Annotated in this window: 17 protein-coding genes and 1 riboswitch; of the genes, 15 read left to right on the plus strand and 2 right to left on the minus strand. The window is 71.2% G+C overall.

Annotation, left to right across the window (positions count from 1 at the left end):
* The first annotated feature begins 7 nt into the window (after positions 1-7).
* The 3 genes from RKD20_RS36525 (at position 8) to RKD20_RS36535 (ending at position 3,865) form a co-directional block, all read left to right on the plus strand.
* Positions 8-1,231, plus strand: coding sequence for an MFS transporter (locus RKD20_RS36525; RefSeq protein ID WP_424881421.1), 1,224 nt, complete (start codon positions 8-10; stop codon positions 1,229-1,231).
* 115 nt (positions 1,232-1,346) lie between these two features.
* Complete coding sequence (locus RKD20_RS36530; RefSeq protein WP_424881422.1) at positions 1,347-2,135, plus strand: carbon-nitrogen hydrolase family protein; 789 nt, start codon at positions 1,347-1,349, stop codon at positions 2,133-2,135.
* Positions 2,136-2,167: 32 nt separating this feature from the next.
* Entirely contained in the window at positions 2,168-3,865 is a 1,698-nt protein-coding gene (locus RKD20_RS36535; protein ID WP_424881423.1) for a flavin monoamine oxidase family protein, read from the plus strand.
* A 253-nt stretch (positions 3,866-4,118) separates the two neighbouring features.
* Here the strand turns inward: RKD20_RS36535 and RKD20_RS36540 are convergent, their stop codons facing one another.
* Positions 4,119-4,805, minus strand: a complete 687-nt coding sequence (locus tag RKD20_RS36540; RefSeq protein ID WP_424881424.1) for a DUF5995 family protein — start codon at positions 4,803-4,805, stop codon at positions 4,119-4,121.
* Between the two features lie 172 nt (positions 4,806-4,977).
* Here RKD20_RS36540 and RKD20_RS36545 point away from each other — a divergent pair, with 172 nt between their 5' ends.
* Complete coding sequence (locus RKD20_RS36545) at positions 4,978-6,114, plus strand: glycoside hydrolase family 6 protein (protein WP_424883401.1); 1,137 nt, start codon at positions 4,978-4,980, stop codon at positions 6,112-6,114.
* A gap of 76 nt (positions 6,115-6,190) precedes the next feature.
* On the plus strand, positions 6,191-6,661 hold the full coding sequence (locus tag RKD20_RS36550) for an acyl-CoA thioesterase (protein ID WP_424881425.1): 471 nt from the start codon (positions 6,191-6,193) through the stop codon (positions 6,659-6,661).
* Here RKD20_RS36550 and RKD20_RS36555 read toward each other — a convergent pair.
* The gene (locus RKD20_RS36555) at positions 6,621-7,832 is read right to left on the minus strand and encodes an MFS transporter (RefSeq protein ID WP_424881426.1); all 1,212 of its coding nucleotides are present in this window, start codon (positions 7,830-7,832) and stop codon (positions 6,621-6,623) included. The two genes, RKD20_RS36550 and RKD20_RS36555, sit on opposite strands and share 41 nt — an antisense overlap.
* A gap of 113 nt (positions 7,833-7,945) precedes the next feature.
* Here RKD20_RS36555 and RKD20_RS36560 point away from each other — a divergent pair, with 113 nt between their 5' ends.
* The 10 genes from RKD20_RS36560 (at position 7,946) to RKD20_RS36605 (ending at position 17,091) form a co-directional block, all read left to right on the plus strand.
* Positions 7,946-9,196, plus strand: a complete 1,251-nt coding sequence (locus tag RKD20_RS36560) for an ROK family transcriptional regulator (protein WP_424881427.1) — start codon at positions 7,946-7,948, stop codon at positions 9,194-9,196.
* Positions 9,197-9,493: 297 nt separating this feature from the next.
* Positions 9,494-9,624: riboswitch (FMN riboswitch) on the plus strand.
* A gap of 146 nt (positions 9,625-9,770) precedes the next feature.
* Complete coding sequence (locus RKD20_RS36565) at positions 9,771-10,376, plus strand: riboflavin synthase (protein ID WP_424881428.1); 606 nt, start codon at positions 9,771-9,773, stop codon at positions 10,374-10,376.
* Positions 10,373-11,014: a nicotinamide mononucleotide transporter family protein gene (locus RKD20_RS36570; RefSeq protein ID WP_424881429.1), complete on the plus strand. Its 642-nt coding sequence runs from the start codon at positions 10,373-10,375 to the stop codon at positions 11,012-11,014. The genes RKD20_RS36565 and RKD20_RS36570 overlap by 4 nt, the downstream gene beginning before the upstream one ends.
* Positions 11,011-12,300 carry a bifunctional 3,4-dihydroxy-2-butanone-4-phosphate synthase/GTP cyclohydrolase II gene (locus RKD20_RS36575; RefSeq protein ID WP_424881430.1) on the plus strand — a complete coding sequence of 430 codons (1,290 nt, stop codon included), beginning with the start codon at positions 11,011-11,013 and terminating at the stop codon, positions 12,298-12,300. The genes RKD20_RS36570 and RKD20_RS36575 overlap by 4 nt, the downstream gene beginning before the upstream one ends.
* Before the next feature lie 23 nt (positions 12,301-12,323).
* The gene (gene ribH, locus RKD20_RS36580; RefSeq protein ID WP_356024345.1) at positions 12,324-12,809 is read left to right on the plus strand and encodes a 6,7-dimethyl-8-ribityllumazine synthase; all 486 of its coding nucleotides are present in this window, start codon (positions 12,324-12,326) and stop codon (positions 12,807-12,809) included.
* 34 nt (positions 12,810-12,843) lie between these two features.
* Complete coding sequence (locus RKD20_RS36585) at positions 12,844-13,116, plus strand: phosphoribosyl-ATP diphosphatase (protein ID WP_020117406.1); 273 nt, start codon at positions 12,844-12,846, stop codon at positions 13,114-13,116.
* Between the two features lie 44 nt (positions 13,117-13,160).
* Positions 13,161-14,018 carry an ATP phosphoribosyltransferase gene (gene hisG / locus RKD20_RS36590; RefSeq protein WP_424881431.1) on the plus strand — a complete coding sequence of 286 codons (858 nt, stop codon included), beginning with the start codon at positions 13,161-13,163 and terminating at the stop codon, positions 14,016-14,018.
* A 14-nt stretch (positions 14,019-14,032) separates the two neighbouring features.
* Positions 14,033-14,491 carry a PH domain-containing protein gene (locus tag RKD20_RS36595; RefSeq protein WP_356599505.1) on the plus strand — a complete coding sequence of 153 codons (459 nt, stop codon included), beginning with the start codon at positions 14,033-14,035 and terminating at the stop codon, positions 14,489-14,491.
* A gap of 192 nt (positions 14,492-14,683) precedes the next feature.
* A complete protein-coding gene (locus RKD20_RS36600; protein ID WP_424881432.1) occupies positions 14,684-16,018 on the plus strand; it encodes a hemolysin family protein in 1,335 nt (444 codons plus the stop codon).
* Positions 16,015-17,091 (plus strand): hemolysin family protein, encoded by a 1,077-nt coding sequence (locus RKD20_RS36605; RefSeq protein WP_424881433.1) that lies wholly within the window; start codon positions 16,015-16,017, stop codon positions 17,089-17,091. Before RKD20_RS36600 ends, RKD20_RS36605 begins: the two co-directional genes overlap by 4 nt.
* Positions 17,092-17,233 lie beyond the last annotated feature (142 nt).

Genomic DNA, 17,233 nt, shown 5'->3' on the forward strand with positions numbered 1-17,233 from the left:
AGGCCTCATGACACTCTCACCCGCACGTGTGCCCGCGACCGGTGTACGCCGGCTGACGACCACGCTGTACGGCTACGCGTTCCTTGACGATCTCGTCCTGCTCTACCCGGTGTACGCGCTGCTGTTCGCCGACACCGGTCTGCCGCTCTGGCAGATCTCCTCGCTGTTCGCCCTGTGGTCCCTCACGGCCGTCGTCCTGGAGGTGCCCTCCGGCGCCTGGGCCGACACCGTCTCGCGGCGCCGGCTGCTGTGGATCGGCCCGCTGCTCACCGCCGCCGGCTTCACCCTGTGGGTGACCGTGCCGTCCTACGGCGCCTTCGCGCTGGGCTTCGTCCTGTGGGGGGCGGGCGGCGCGCTCGGCTCCGGTTCGCTGGAGGCCCTGGTCTACGACGAGCTGGAACGGCTCGGGGCCACCGAGCGGTACGCGCGCGTGATGGGACGGACCCGCGCGGCCCGGCTCCTGGCCACGGTCGCGGCGATGGGCCTGGCCGGACCGGTCCTCGCCCTCGGCGGCTACCCGGCCGTGGGTGCCGCGAGCGTCGTGGCCTGTCTGCTGGCCGCGGCGACGGCGACCCGGCTCCCCGAACACCGGGTGCCGGACGAGAAGGGGAGCACACGCTGGTCGGCGACCCTGCGGGCCGGACTCGCCGAGGCCCGCGGGGACCGGACCGTCCGGCGTGCCCTGCTGCTCGTCCCGGCCGTCGCCGCGGTGTGGGGTGCCCTCGACGAGTACGTGTCACTGCTGATCCGCGACCTCGGGGTGGCCGACGCGACCGTCCCCTACCTGGTCCTGCTGGTCTGGACGCTGGTGACCCTCGGCAGCCTGTGCGCCGGACCCGCCGAGCGCCTCGGCACCCGGGGCCTCGCCGCCCTGATCGCGGGTTCCGCGCTCGCCCTGGCCGTGGGCGCCGGGGTCCGCACCCCGGCCGGCATCGCCCTCGTGGGTCTCGCCTTCGCCGGCTTCCAGATGGCCGAGGTGCTCGCCGACGTCCGCCTCCAGCACCGCATCGAGGACGCCCGCCGGGCCACGGTGACCTCGGTGGCGAGCCTGGGCACGGAACTGGTGACGCTCTTGGTGTTCGGGATCTATACCCTCCTGGGAGCGTCCCTGGCGCACAGCACGGTCTTCATGATCCTTTCCGTGCCCTATCTGGTGACGGCACTGGTGCTGGGCCGGGGAAGCGGGCGCCCGCGCAACGAATCGCCGCAGGACCGCCCCCGCACGCAATGAACCGTTCACGGGCGCGCAACGGCTCCTCCTTGTCCGCCCCGGCGGGCCGCCCGTACCGTCTACATGGCCCTTCCAGTGGCCCCCACATCCACCTTCCGCCCGGTGAGGATCACGCATGCGCACCGCCCTGCTCCAGAGCTCCGGCCGCCCCGGCTCCGTCGAGGGGAACCTCAAGGTCCTCGACGAGGCCGCGGGCCGGGCCGCCGCCGCGGGCGCCGCGCTGCTGGCCGCACCGGAGATGTTCCTCACCGGGTACGCGATCGGTGACGACATCGCCCGCCTCGCCGAAGCGGCCGACGGCGACTCGGCGGACGCGGTCGCGGAGATCGCCGAGCGGCACGGGATCGCGATCGCCTACGGCTACCCCGAGCGGTCCGGCGAGTCCGTCTTCAACTCCGCCCAGCTGATCTCCGCCGACGGTGTCCGGCTGGCCAACTACCGCAAGACCCACCTCTTCGGCTGCTTCGAGCACGACCACTTCGAGCCGGGCGAACAGCCGGTCGTCCAGGCCGAGTTGGGTGGACTCACCGTCGGCCTCATGATCTGCTACGACGTCGAGTTCCCGGAGAACGTCCGCGCCCACGCCCTCGCCGGCACCGACCTCCTGATCGTGCCGACGGCCCAGATGCACCCCTTCCAGTTCGTCGCCGAGTCCCTGGTGCCGGTGCGGGCCTGGGAGAACCAGCTGTACGTCGCCTACGTCAACCGGGTCGGCCAGGAAGGGGAGTTCGAGTTCGTCGGGCTGTCCACGCTGGCCGGCCCCGACGGGGTGGCCCGTGCTCGCGCCGGACGCGCCGAGGAGCTGGTGTTCGCCGACGCCGACCCCGCCCTCCTCACCGCCTCCCGCGAGGCGAACCCCTACCTGACGGACCGCCGACCCGGCCTCTACGGGTCCCTCGTCTGAACCACCCCTTTGTTCAAAGGAGTCCGTACCCCATGACGTCCACCGTGCCCAACGCCGTCGAGCACGCAGACGAGCAGCAACCGCCGATCACCATGTTCGGACCGGACTTCCCGTACGCGTACGACGACTTCCTCGCCCATCCGGCGGGCCTCGGCCAGATTCCCGCGACCGAGCACGGCACCGAGGTCGCGGTGATCGGTGGCGGTCTCTCCGGGATCGTGGCCGCGTACGAGCTGATGAAGATGGGCCTCAAGCCGGTCGTCTACGAGGCCGACCGGATCGGCGGACGGCTCAGGACCGTGGGCTTCGAGGGCTGCGACCCCACGCTCACCGCGGAGATGGGCGCGATGCGCTTCCCGCCCTCCTCCACCGCCCTCCAGCACTACATCGACCTCGTCGGACTGGAGACCCAGCCCTTCCCCAACCCCCTCGCGGAGGCCACCCCTTCGACGGTCGTCGACCTCAAGGGCGAGTCCCACTACGCCGAGACGATCGACGACCTGCCGCAGGTCTACCGCGATGTCGCCGCCGCCTGGAACAAGTGCCTCGAAGAGGGTGCCGACTTCTCCGACATGAACCGCGCGATGCGCGAGCGGGACGTGCCGCGCATCCGTGAGATCTGGGCCGAGCTCGTCGAGAAGCTCGACAACCAGACCTTCTACGGCTTCCTCTGCGACTCCGAGGCCTTCAAGTCCTTCCGGCACCGCGAGATCTTCGGCCAGGTCGGCTTCGGCACCGGCGGCTGGGACACCGACTTCCCGAACTCCATCCTGGAGATCCTGCGGGTCGTCTACACCGAGGCCGACGACCACCACCGCGGGATCGTGGGCGGTTCGCAGCAGCTGCCGCTCAGGCTGTGGGAGCGCGAGCCGGAGAAGATCGTGCACTGGGCGTACGGCACGTCCCTGAAGTCCCTGCACGTCGGCGGTGAGCCCCGTCCCGCGGTCACCCGTCTGCACCGCACGGCGGGCAACCGGATCACCGTGACGGACGCCGACGGTGACATCCGCACCTATGCGGCGGCGGTCTTCACCGCCCAGTCCTGGATGCTGCTGTCCAAGATCGCGTGTGACGACTCGCTCTTCCCGATCGACCACTGGACGGCGATCGAGCGCACCCACTACATGGAGTCGTCCAAGCTGTTCGTCCCCGTCGACCGCCCGTTCTGGCTGGACAAGGACGAGGAGACGGGCCGGGACGTCATGTCGATGACCCTCACCGACCGTATGACGCGCGGCACCTACCTCCTCGACAACGGCCCGGACAGGCCCGCCGTCATCTGCCTCTCCTACACCTGGTGCGACGACAGCCTGAAATGGCTGCCGCTGTCCGCGAACGAACGGATGGAGGTCATGCTGAAGTCGCTCGGCGAGATCTATCCCAAGGTCGACATCCGCAAGCACGTCATCGGCAGCCCGGTGACGGTCTCCTGGGAGAACGAGCCCTATTTCATGGGCGCGTTCAAGGCCAACCTGCCCGGTCACTACCGCTACCAGCGGCGCCTGTTCACCCACTTCATGCAGGACCGGCTGCCCGAGGACAAGCGGGGCATCTTCCTCGCCGGCGACGACATCTCCTGGACGGCCGGCTGGGCCGAGGGCGCGATCCAGACCGCCCTGAACGCGGTCTGGGGCGTCATGCACCACTTCGGCGGCGAGACCGACGCGACCAACCCCGGCCCGGGGGACGTGTACGAGGAGATCGCACCTGTCGAACTCCCCGAGGACTAGGGCCTGTCTGACAATTCCCGTCGTCGCCCGAAGGGCGGCCTCGCGGCGTCAGGTGCGTGCTCTCGGCGTGCCGGGCGTAGGCCCTCGTACTGGACGTACTTGGGTCTGCGCCCGGTGCGGCGAGTGGGGGCACCTCCCACGCCCTTGAGGCAGTGGGGGAGCGTGCATGGCGTCGCGAGGCAGACGGGAATTGCCAGACAGGCCCTAGCCCCCGGCGCCCCGCGCAACGTAAGCCCGGTGTGCGGGAGTCGGTTCAGTCCGGCAGCGGCGTGAGCAGCATGCGGCCCGCGAAGCCCACCGCCGTGTCGAGGCGCTCGGTGAACTCCCCGGCCACGTCGGGCAGTCCGCGCAGGGCCCACAGCGCCCGGGCCGCGGTCCAGGTGGCGTCGCGGGCGCGCTCCAGGCTCCAGGAGCCCAGCAGATGGGTGAGCGGGTCGGCGATCTGGAGGAGGTCGGGGCCCGGCATCAGATCTTCGCGGATGCGCTCCTCCAGCGAGACGAGGAGATCGCCCACACGGTCGAACTCGTCCTCCACGTCCGCGGGTTCGCAGTCGAGGCTACGACAGGTGTCCACCACGGCGAGCGCCAGGTCGTGCCCGATGTGCGCGTTGATGCCCGCGAGCGCGAACTGAAGTGGTCGTACGCCGGGATGACGACGGAACTGGAACAGGGGCCGCCAGCAGGCCGGTGGACGGTGCTCACGGGCCGCCGCGTCCACCGCCGCGAGATAGCGCTCGGCGAACCGCACGTCCAGCGTGATCGCGGCCCGCGCGTCCGCGAACCGGCCCCCGTCGACGCACCGGTCGACCGCCTCGGTGACGGCGAGGTAGACGCGGTTGAAGACCGCGACGCCGTCCCGTTCGGGCAGGTCCTCGTGCAGGGCGCGCATACGGGAGACGACCGCGTCGAGGGGAGTGGTGAACTGTTCCAATTGCGCCATAGCGGCAGGGTCCCAGTCCTAGGCTGGCCGGGGTACCGGCGGGCCCGACGCTTCCCCAGAACGGGGGAACGTGCCCGTCGCGCGAGGGGGGAGCGCCAGGGTGGCAGGCTCACGTGCCCAGCGGCTGGCCGCGCGCCGCGCCGCGCGCAGGCGTGCCACGGGCCGCGGCGTGATGGTCGCGGCGGCCTCCCTGGTGGTCGCCGTCGGCACTACGACAGGGATGCTCTCCGCGCACGACGACCGGCACGGCTCCGACGAGGCTCGGCCCGGGCTCGTCAGCGGCTCCCCCAGCCGGAGTTCGCCGTCCGCCGTGCCGTCGGCGTCCCGGCCGGCCTCTCCCTCCGTGTCTCCTTCCGCCCCGGCTTCCGGAAGCGGGAAGGCGAGTGCGTCCCCGTCCCCCAGGAAGGCGAGCCCCGGTTCCACGAAGGCCCGCCCGACCACCGCCACCCGCCTCTACCGCTACCCCGAGTCCCAGGTCCTCGACTGGGTGCAGGACCACCCGGGCGACTGGCGCGCCGGCGTCATAGCGGCCCGCATCGCCGACCGGCCGGCCGCGGTCTGGTTCGCCGACTACACCCCGGCGACCATTGCCTCCCGGGTCCGCGCGGTCACCTCGGGCGGTGCCGCGCAGGGCCGCGTCCCGGTGCTCGTGCCGTACGCGATCCCGGACCGCGACTGCGGCGGCGCCTCCCAGGGCGGGGCACCGGACCTCGGCGCGTACGACGCCTGGATCGACCGGTTCGCCGCGGGGCTCGGCTCCGCCGAGGTCGTCGTAGTCCTGGAACCGGACTCGATCGCCCAGTCCGACTGCCTCTCGGACGCCGGGCGCGCCGACCGCTTCGCCTCGCTGGCCCGCGCGGGACGCGTCCTGAAGGCCGCGAACCCCGAGGCCCGCGTCTACTACGACGCCGGTCACTCCGGTTGGCGTCCGGCGGCCGAGCAGGCGGCCCTGCTCAAGCAGGCGGGCGCCGCCTCGGCCACCTCCTCCGACGGGATCTTCAGCAACGTCTCCAACTTCCACACCACGTCCACCGAGATCGCCTACGACCGCCGGGTCCTCGACGCCCTGGCCGGACCGCCGACCCTGGGGGCCGTGATCGACACCAGCCGCAACGGCAACGGCGCCCCGCCCGACGGCGAGTGGTGCGACCCCGCGGGCCGGAAGATCGGCCGGCCCCCGACCCTGAGCCCCGGCGAGGCGAAGATCGACGCCTACCTGTGGGTGAAGCTGCCGGGGGAGTCGGACAGCTGCAGGGGCACACCGGGCACGTTCAGCCCGTCGTACGCCTATGACCTGGCCTCGCCGTAGCCGGACCGCCACACCAGGCGGGGTGAGCGACCGCTTAGGATAGGGGTCGTTGTCGTATGCACCCAGGAGTCCCGCCGTGACCGCCGAAGCCACCCTCGTCCCCGACCTCGTCCCCGCCCTGTCCTACGGACGGCTGATGCCGGTCACCGTCCACTTCGATGACCTGGACGCGCTGGGCATGCTCCACAACGCCCGCTACCCGCTGCTCGTCGAGCGGGCCTGGGCCGAGTTCTGGGAGGGGCACGGCATCCGCTTCGACGGTGACTGGGCGAGCGCCGGGGACGCCTGCAACGTGGTCAAGGAGCTGCTGATCGGCTACGAGGCCCCCGTCACCCGGACCGGCCCCTACGCCGTCCACCTCTGGCTGGAGCGGCTCGGCACCACCGGCCTGACCTACGGTTTCCGGTTCTGTTCCGCGGACGGGGTCACGACGTACGCGCGCGGCACCCGCGTCCTGGTCCGGCTGGACGCGGAGACGCTGCGCCCCACGCCCTGGAGCGAGGGCTTCAGGGCCGCCGGTCGGGAACTGCTGCGGCCGCAGGACTGACCTTCGGGCGGTCGCGGTCGCCGGCGCGCAGCACGCCCGCGAAGGCGACGAGGCCGCCGGCCAGGACGGTCACCAGGACGAAGGAGACCATCAGACTCGTCGCCTGGGCCAGCGTGCCGATCGCACTCGGGGCGATCAGTCCCGAGGTGTAGGTGATCGTCGCGACTCCGGCGATCGCCAGACTGGGGTTGGACCCGCTGCGGCCCGCCGCGGCGAAGCACAGCGGCACGACCACCGCGATACCGAGCCCCATCAGCGCGAACCCGCCCATCGCCACGGCCGGATGGTTCGCGACCACGATGAGGAGGCCGCCGAGCACGGCCAGTGCCCCGCTCGCCCGGACCGTACGCACCGAACCGAACCGGTCCACGATCCGGTCGCCGACGAGCCGCGTGACCGCCATGGTGAACGTGAAACCGGTGGTGCACGCTGCCGCGAGTCCGGCCGAGGTCTCCAGCTGGTCCCGCAGATAGACCGCCGACCAGTCCAGGCTCGCGCCCTCCGCGAACACCGCGCAGAACCCCACCGCGCCGATCAGCAGCGCCGACTTCGGGGGCAGCGCGAACCGGGGCGGCGGCTCCTCGTCCTCGGTGGGCTGGAGGTCCAGCACCCAGCGGCAGAACAACAGGCCGAGCAGGGTGAGGGTGACCGACGCGAGCGCGTGGTGCAGACGGGCGTCCGAGCCCAGATGCGCGGCGAGGGTGCCGGCCGCCGAGCCGATCAGGGCACCCGCGCTCCACATGCCGTGCAGTCCGGACATGATCGAGCGGCCCAGCCGGTTCTCCACCTCGACGCCGAGCGCGTTCATCGCCACGTCAGCCATGCCGGCGGTGGCGCCGTAGACGAACAGGGCCAGGCAGAGCGTGAGGAGGTTCGGGGCCAGGGAGGGCAGCACCAGGGCCAGCGTCCACAGGGAGATCAGACCGCGCAGGGCGTTCCGCGCGCCGAAGCGGTGGCTGACGCTTCCCGCCAGCGGCATCGCCACGGACGCGCCGAGCGCGGGGAAGGCGAGCGCGAGCCCCAGCTGGCCGGCGCTCACCGAGGCATGGTCCTGGATCCACGGCACCCGGGTCGCGAACGACCCGGTCACGGCCCCGTGCACGGCGAACACGGCGGCCACGGCGTACCGGGCCCGCCGTACCTCTGCCGGCGCGTACACCACATCGCTCATGGTCGGGCCCCTCCCGGATCCTCGTCCTGCCCATGCTGCCGCCGTAAACTATCAGGAACCCTGCCTGATAGATAGCGCATATTCGGCACTGCGGATCTGAGAGGATTCCCGGCATGCCCGCATCCCCGAGCACCGCCCGGGCCATCAACGACCGGCTCGCCCTGCGCCTGCTCCAGCAGGAAGGCCCGCTGACGGCAGGGCAGTTGAAGCAGCTCACCGGACTGTCCCGGCCGTCCGTCGCCGACCTCGTCGAGCGCCTCGCCGTCGCCGGACTGATCGACGTGGTCGGCGAGTCGGGGGAGCAGCGCCGCGGCCCGAACGCGAAGCTGTACGGCATTGTCGCCGACCAGGCCCATCTCGCGGCCCTCGACGTCCGCACCGAGGGCGTCTCCGTCGTGGTCTGCGATCTGCTGGGAGGGGTGCTGGCCGAGGCGTCGGTGCCCATCGGCGGGGACACGGGGACCGGGCCCGCGGTCGAGCAGGCCGTCGCGCTGGTCGAGCGGGCGGCGAAGGAGGCGGGGGTGCCGGGACTCCACACCGTCGGCATCGGCGCCCCCGGCCTGATCGATCCGGCCACGGGGGAACTCCGCGACTCCGGCGGCCTGCCCGCCTGGCACCGGCGACTGGTGCTGGCGCTGCAGGAGCGGCTCCCGGAGACCCGCGTCCATGTCGAGAACGAGACCAACCTCGCGGCGCTGGCGGAACAGCGCGACGGGGTGGCCAAGGACCGGGACACCTTCGTGCTGCTGTGGCTCGGTCACGGCACGGGCGCGGCCGTCGTCCTGGAGGGCACCCTGCGCCGGGGCGCGTCGGGCGGCACGGGGGAGATCGGTTTCCTGCCGGTGCCGGGCACGGCGGGGCTGCCGTCGGCGGTGGACTGCGAGGGGGGTTTCCACTCCCTGGCGGGCTCGGCGGCGATCGTGGCCCTGGCGGAGCGGCACGGGCTGACCGTCGAGGCACAGGGGTACGAGCCGCTGGCCGCGGGGGTGGTTCGGGACGCGGTGGCGAGTGCGGGAGCGGGGGCGAGTGCGGGAGCGGGAGCGGGAGTGAGTGTGGCGACGGTAGCGGGGGCGAGTGCCGCGACGGACTTCCTGGACGCCCTCGCCGACCGCCTGGCCGTGGGAGTCGCCGCGGTCGTGGCCATCCTCGACCCGGGCTGCCTGGTGCTGGCCGGGGAGGTGGGCCAGGCCGGTGGAGCGGACCTCGCGGCGAGAGTGGAGCGACGGGTCCGCCGAATGTCACCGCTGCCCACCGAGGTGCGGGCGAGCGCGCTGGGGGGAGGGGCGGTCCTGCGGGGCGCCCTGCTCACGGCGAGAGAGAGGGCTCAGGACGAGTTGTTCGCGCCTCTTCAAAGGCGCGGGTAGTCGTCGCCGGCCAGCAGGTGGTCCTCCCACCGCCCGGACGCACTCTCACCAGGGAAGGAGACCCGGCGGCGGGCAAGGGCCGTCGTCACCGCCGCCGGGCCCGTCTCTACGGGTGTCCACGCACGGCGACCCTAAAAAGGACTAGACCATTACGTCAATGGATCTGCGCCATCCGTCCGTGGGAATCGGCCGGGAGGTCGGCCCCGACATGTCCATCGCTACCGTCTGTGAGCCACCCCACATCCATCACCTGTATGGACGTCGATCAGGCGTGGCAGACTGGCTCTGTACCAGAAGCAGCGCACTCCGGGGTCGGTGAAAGTCCGAACCGGCGGTTACAGTCCGCGACCCGGCCGCTTCCAGCGGCCGGTTGACCAGGTGAAATTCCTGGACCGACGGTTAAAGTCCGGATGGGAGGCAGTGCGCGGCGGGCGGGCATTCGTGCGCGCCGCCGTATCCGTTCGTCCTGAGGGACGAGTGCGTCCGGCGTCGCCCCCGGTGTTCCCGCTCGTCCATTCTGTCGTCATCGACAGCCCCGGAGTCCGTGCCCCAAGAGGCAGGGAGGACCCGGGAAGTGTTCACCGGAATCGTCGAAGAGCTGGGCGAGATCACCGCCGTCGAGAACCTCGGCGACGCCTGTCGCTTCCGACTGCGCGGCCCCGTCGTCACCGAGGGCGCGAAACACGGGGACTCCATCGCCGTCAACGGCGTCTGCCTCACCGTCGTCGACCACGAGGGCGACGAGTTCACCGCCGACGTGATGGCCGAAACTCTCGACCGCTCCAGCCTGGGTGCCCTGGGCGTCGGCTCCCGCGTCAACCTCGAACGCCCCACGGCCGTGGGAGCACGCCTCGGCGGACACATCGTCCAGGGGCATGTGGACGGCACCGGCGAGGTCCTGGAGCGCAAGCCCTCCGACAACTGGGAGATCATCAAGATCTCGCTCCCCGCGGACCTTTCGCGCTACGTCGTCGAGAAGGGCTCCATCACGGTCGACGGCATCAGCCTCACCGTCGTGGACGCCGGCCCCGACCACTTCACCGTGAGCCTCATCCCCACCACCCTCGCCCTGACCACGCTCGGCCTCAAGCAGCCCGGCGCCCCGGTCAACCTCGAGGTCGACGTCGTGGCCAAGTACGTCGAGCGCCTGCTCGCAAGCAGTCAGGGGGCGGGGAAGTGAACTCCCTCAACACCGAGGCCTTCACCCTGTTCGGCCAGCACATCCTCTGGTCGGACATGATCGGCAACATCCTCGGCCTGATCGCCCTCGCCCTCGGCTGGCGGCGCAACCTGTGGAGCTGGCCGGTGCAGTTCGCCTCCGGCCTCATCCTCTTCGGCGCCTTCTACGGGCACCTCACCGGCAGCGCCGGCAAGCAGGCCGTCGTCATGGTCGTCGCCCTGTACGGCTGGTGGCAGTGGAACCGCAACAAGGAGCAGTCCGGCGACGGACACATCGCACCGCGGTTCGCCACCTGGACCGAACGCGCCTCGATGATCGGCGCCGCCGCCGTCGGCACCGTCGCGGTCGCCCTGCTCTTCAAGGCCTACCCGAGCCTGTCCTGGGACCCCTGGCCGGACGCCTACATCTTCGTCGGCACCGTCGTCGCCATGTACGCCCAGGCGCGCGGCATGGTCGAGTTCTGGTTCGCCTGGCTCCTCGTCGACCTCGTCGGCGTCCCGCTGAATTTCGCCAACGGCTACGCCTTCTCCGGCTTCGTCTACGTCATCTACGGCGCGCTCGTCCTGTGGGGCATGCGCGACTGGTGGCTGCGCTCCCGAGAGTCCGCGCGGCCCGTCATGGAAGGAGCGCCGGCATGACCGCCGCACCCATTCTCTACAGCACCGACGGGTTCGAGGACTTCGCGCTGGACCCCGTCGAGCAGGCCATCGCCGACATCGCGGCCGGCCGCCCCATCGTGGTCGTCGACGACGAGGACCGCGAGAACGAGGGCGACCTGGTCGTCGCCGCCGAGAAGATCACCCCCGAGATCGTCGCCTTCATGATGAGCGAGTGCCGCGGCCTGATCTGCGCCCCCATGGAGGGTGACGAACTGGACCGGCTCAAGCTGCCGCAGATGGTCGACGACAACACCGAGTCGATGAAGACCGCGTTCACCGTCTCCGTGGACGCGTCCGGTGCGCACGGCGTGACCACCGGGATCTCGGCATCCGACCGCGCGACCACGCTCCAGCTCCTCGCGAGCGGTGCCGCCGAGCCCACCGACTTCGTCCGCCCCGGCCACATCTTCCCGCTGCGCGCCAAGGACGGAGGCGTCCTCACCCGCAACGGTCACACCGAGGCCGCCGTCGACCTGGCCCGGCTCGCGGGACTGCGCCCGGCCGGCGCGATCGTCGAGATCGCGGGCGAGGACGGCCGGATGCTGCGGCTGCCCGAGCTGATCCCCTTCGCCCGCAAGCACGGCCTGACGATCATCTCCATCGAGGACCTGATCGCCTACCGCCGGAGCAGCGAGCCCACGGTCCGCCGCGAGGCCGAGACCCGGCTGCCCACCGCCCACGGCACCTTCACGGCGTACGGCTACCGCTCCACCGTCGACGGCGTCGAGCACGTGGCTCTCGTCCACGGCGAGATCGGCGACGGCGAGGACGTCCTGGTCCGGGTCCACTCCGAGTGCCTCACCGGCGACATCTTCGGCTCCCTGCGCTGCGACTGCGGCCCCCAGCTCGACGCCTCCCTGGAGCGCATCCAGGCCGAGGGCAGGGGAGTGGTGGTCTACCTGCGCGGCCACGAGGGGCGCGGCATCGGCCTGCTCTCCAAGCTGCGGGCGTACGAACTGCAGGAACAGGGCCACGACACCCTCGACGCCAACCTGGAGCTCGGCCTGCCCGCCGACGCCCGGGACTACGGCGCCGGCGCGCAGATCCTGGAGGACCTCGGGGTACGCAGCCTGCTGCTGATGACCAACAACCCCGACAAGTCCGACGCCCTCCTGCGCCACGGCCTCAAGGTCACCGGGCGGGAGCCGATGCCCGTACAGGCGGGTGAGCACAACCTCCGCTACCTGCGCACCAAGCGGGACCGGATGGGCCACGACCTTCCCTGGCTGGACACCAACCCGGTGTCCACCTGCAGCAACCAGTAAGCACTTCGAGGAGAGTCCAGAACGTGAGCGGCAAGGGTGCACCGGAGCTGTCCGTACGCAACGTGGGCGACCTGAGGGTCGCCGTCATCGCGGCGCAGTGGCACGAGAAGGTGATGGACGGACTGGTCGACGGCGCCCTGCGGGCCCTGCGCGACCTGGGCATCGACGAGCCGACCCTGCTCAGGGTCCCCGGCAGCTGGGAGCTCCCGGTCGTCGCCAAGGTCCTCGCGGGCCGCGGCTACGACGCGATCGTCGCCCTCGGTGTCGTCATCCGCGGCGGCACCCCGCACTTCGAGTACGTGTGCCAGGGCGTCACCCAGGGCCTCACCCAGGTCTCGGTGGAAACCGGCGTCCCCGTCGGCATGGGCGTGCTGACCTGCGACACCGAGGAACAGGCCCTGGACCGCGCCGGCATCGAGGGCTCGAACGAGGACAAGGGGCACGAGGCGGTGACCGCCGCGGTGGCCACCGCGGCCACCCTCCGCTCAGTATCTGAACCGTGGCACTAGGTGGTCCGGGCTTACGCGTAAAGTGGGCGCCACCATGTCCAATAAGACGTTCGAGGAGCTCTTCACCGAGCTCCAGCACAAGGCCGCCAACGGCGATCCCGCCACTTCCCGCACCGCAGAGCTGGTCGGCAAGGGCGTCCATGCCATCGGCAAGAAGGTCGTCGAAGAGGCCGCCGAGGTCTGGATGGCCGCCGAGTACGAGGGCAAGGAGGCGGCCGCAGAGGAGATCTCGCAGCTGCTCTACCACGTCCAGGTGATGATGGTCGCGCGCGGGATCTCCCTCGACGACGTCTACGCCCACCTGTAAGCCACGCGCCGAAACAACCCCTGAGAGCAAAGGAAGCCGACCTCATGCTGCGCATCGCCGTCCCCAACAAGGGTTCCCTGTCAGGCCCTGCGGCGGACATGCTGCATGAGGCCGGCTACCAGCAGCGCCGCGAGTCCAAGGAACTGCGGATCGTCGACCCGGTCAACGACGTGGAGTTCTTCTACCTCCGCCCCCGGGACATCGCGATCTACGTCTCCTCCGGTCAGCTCGACATCGGCATCACCGGCCGTGACCTGCTGGTCGACTCCGGCGCCGACGCCGAGGAGATCCTGCCGCTCGGCTTCGCCCGCTCCACCTTCCGCTTCGCCTCCAAGCCGGGCACCGCGAACGGCCTCGAGGACCTCAAGGGCAAGACGGTCGCCACCTCCTACGAGGGGATCGTCGCCGGGCACCTCGCCGCGGGCGGCATCGACGCCTCCGTCGTCCACCTCGACGGCGCCGTCGAGACCGCGATCGAGCTCGGAGTCGCCGAGGTCATCGCGGACGTCGTGGAGACCGGCACCAGCCTGCGCAACGCGGGCCTGGAGGTCTTCGGCGAGCCCATCATGAAGTCCGAGGCCGTCGTCATCCGCCGCACCGGCGCCGACGCCGATGAAGCCGCGGAGTCGAAGGTCCAGCAGTTCCTGCGCCGCCTCCAGGGCGTCCTGGTGGCGCGGACGTACGTGATGATGGACTACGACTGCCGCGTCGAGCAGCTGGAGAAGGCCGTCGCGCTCACGCCGGGCCTGGAGTCGCCGACCGTCTCCCCGCTGCACAACGAGGGCTGGGTCGCCGTCCGCGCGATGGTCCCCGCCAAGGAGGCGCAGCGGATCATGGACGATCTGTACGACATCGGCGCGCGGGCCATCCTGACGACGGCCATCCACGCCTGCCGTCTGTGAGGGAAGTGCCGCATATGTCCTCCGAACCGCCCACCCTCCCCGTCACGTTCCGGCCGGGCCGCACCCGTGCCGTGCTGATCACCGCGGGTGTCGCGATCTTCGTGACGATCACGGTGATCGCTCTCCTGCTGGAGCAGCTGGGCCCCGGCGAGCGCCTGAGCTTCATCTTCACGGCGGCCCTGCTCGCCGGTGTGCTGTTCCTGCTGGCGAGGGTGAAGGTCGTCGCCGACGAGTCCGGTGTCACCGTCCAGAACATCGCCGGCCGCCGGCATCTGGAGTGGGCCGAGATCATCCAGGTGAACCTCCGCCCGGGCGATCCCTGGGTCTTCCTGAACCTGAGTGACGGCACCAGCCTGCCCGCGCTCGGCATCCAGCCGGGCATCGCGAAGCAGCAGGCCATCGCCGACGCGAAGGCCCTGCGGGCGCTCGCCGAGGCCCGCTCCACCGCCCGCTCCGACGAAGATCAGGGCTGACTCAGGGGCTTCCACCCTGCCGCAGTCGGCCATGTCTTGATTAATCTGTTGGCGGAGGCGTTTTTCCTTGCGCCTCCGCCTCTCGTTGTTCCTGCTACCCGAGGAGTGACTCCCTCCAGCGATGGACGGATCGTCCTGTAGTACCTGCGCCGCCCCCTCCCGAGATATCCCGCGAGATATCGAGGCGGCGGCATGACCATCCCGTTGCTGCTCCTGGGAGCGGCGTTCCTGCTGATTCTCGCCAACGGCTTCTTCGTGGCGGCCGAGTTCGGCCTCGTCACCGTCGAGGCCACGGACGCCGAGAAGGCCGCCGCGGAAGGCGACCGTCGTGCCCGCAGGGTCGCCGAGTCGCTCAAGGAGCTGTCGTTCCAGCTCTCCGGCACCCAGCTCGGCATCACCATCACCTCCCTCGTCGTCGGCATGCTCGCCGAACCGGCCCTAGCGGAATTGCTGCACGGCCCGTTCACGGCCATCGGCGTCCCCGAGGGCGCCGTCTCCGGCGTGGCCGTCGTCGTCGGCATGCTGCTGGCCTCGGCCGTGCAGATGGTGATCGGCGAACTCGTGCCCAAGAACTGGGCGGTGTCCAAGCCGATGCAGGTGGCCCGCTTCGTGGCCGGCCCGCAGCACGCCTTCGCCCGTCTGTTCCGGCCGGTGATCGCCGCCCTGAACGCGGTCGCCAACCGCCTCGTCCGGGCGCTCGGCATCGAGCCCGCCGAGGAACTGGCCTCCGCCCGCACCCCCGGCGAGCTGGTCTCCCTGGCCCGCCACTCGGCCCAGGCGGGAACCCTGGAGCAGGACACCGCGGACCTGTTCGTGCGCACCCTCTCGCTCGCCGAGCTGACCGCGCAGCACGTCATGACCCCGCGCGTGAAGGTCAGCTCGCTCCAGGCCTCGGCCACCGCCGAGGACGTCGTCAACCTCACCCGCGCCACCGGTCTGTCCCGCTTCCCCGTCTACCGGGAGAAGATCGACGAGATCGTCGGCATGGTCCACCTCAAGGACGCCCTGGCCGTCCCGGTCCAGGACCGGCTGCGCACCCCCGTCGCCCGCATCGCCCGCCCGGCGCTGCTGGTGCCCGAGACCCTCCCCGTCCAGCCCCTCCTGGCCCAGCTGCGCAGCGAGCAGCCCATCGCCGTCGTCGTCGACGAGTACGGCGGCACCGCCGGCGTGGTCACCCTGGAGGACATCGTCGAGGAGATCGTCGGCGAGGTCCGCGACGAGCACGACGGTCAGGACGTCCCCGAACTCGCCGCCGCCCCGCCCGAGGACGGCCGCCTCGCGTGGGACGCCGACGGCAGCTGCCGGGTCGACATCCTCCAGCGCATAGGCCTCGACGTGCCCGAGGGGCCGTACGAGACCGTCGCCGGGCTGGTCGCCGACCTGCTCGGCCGTATCCCCGCCGTCGGCGACCGGGCCGAACTGCCCGGCTGGCGGCTCACCGTCCGCCAGGTCGGGCACTACCGTGCCGAGCGGGTCCGCCTGGTCCGCACGGTCCCCGCGGTCAACGTCATGGAGGCCGCCCGATGAGCGTGCTCCAACTCCTCTTCGCCGGGCTGCTCGTGCTCGCCAACGGCTTCTTCGTCGGCGCCGAGTTCGCGCTCGTCTCCGTGCGCCGCAGCCAGATCGAACCGCTCGGCACGGCACGGGCCCGCCAGGTGCTGTACGGCCTTGAGCGGCTCCCCCAGATGATGGCGGCGGCCCAGTTCGGCATCACCGTGTGCTCGCTCACGCTCGGCGCGGTCGCCGAACCGACGGTCGCGCACCTGCTGGAGCCGGTCTTCGAGTGGATCCACCTGCCGCAGGGCATGATCCATCCGCTGGGCTACATCATCGCCCTGGCCGCGGTCGTCTTCTTCCATCTCGTCATCGGCGAGATGGTCCCGAAGAACCTCGCGATGGCGGCCCCGGAGAAGGTCGCGCTGTGGCTCAGCCCAGGCCTCGTCTACTTCGCCCGCCTCTGCAGGCCGATCACCCTCTCCCTCGGCGCCTGCGCCCGGGCCATCCTGCGGCTCTTCAACGTCGAGCCCAGGGACGAGGTCGAGGCCGTGTTCACCAGCGAACAGCTGAACCGGCTGGTGGAGGACTCCGGCCAGGCGGGCCTGCTGGACCCCGAGGAGCAGGAACGCCTGGAGGACGCGCTGGAACTGGGCTCGCGCCCCGTGACGGACGTCCTGCTGAAGCGCGAGTCCCTGGTGACGGTGCGCCCCTCGGTGACCCCGGGCCAGATCATCGAACTCACCGGCCGTACCGGGTACTCACGCTTCCCGGTCGCCGCGGAGAACGGCGCCTTCATGGGGTACCTGCACGTGAAGGACGTACTGGACCTGGAGGACTCGCAGCGGGCGGTGCCCCAGCAGATCTGGCGGCCGATGACGAAGCTCCGCTCCGACCTGCCGCTGGACGACGCGCTCACGGTGATGCGGCGCGCGGCCACGCACCTGGCCCAGGTGGCGGACGGGTCCGGGAAGGTGCTGGGTCTGGTGGCACTGGAGGATGTGCTGGAGCTGCTGGTGGGCGAGGTACGGGACCCTGCGCACCGGGAGCTGCCGGAGGTGCGGGTCACCGAGCCTCGTAGCAGCGAGGAGGCGTTGGCGTCGTAGTTTCGGCTGCGGGCCGGTGGGGGCTGATCGCGCAGTTCCCCGCGCCCCTGGGTGGGTGCAGTTCATGCGTGCCTAGCCGTGCCCACTGCTCTTAGGGGCGCGGGGAACTGCGCGACAAGCCCCCACCGGCCCGCAGCCGACG

Source organism: Streptomyces sp. SLBN-8D4 (assembly GCF_049739545.1).
In the GTDB taxonomy this organism is placed as follows: domain Bacteria; phylum Actinomycetota; class Actinomycetes; order Streptomycetales; family Streptomycetaceae; genus Streptomyces; species Streptomyces canus_C.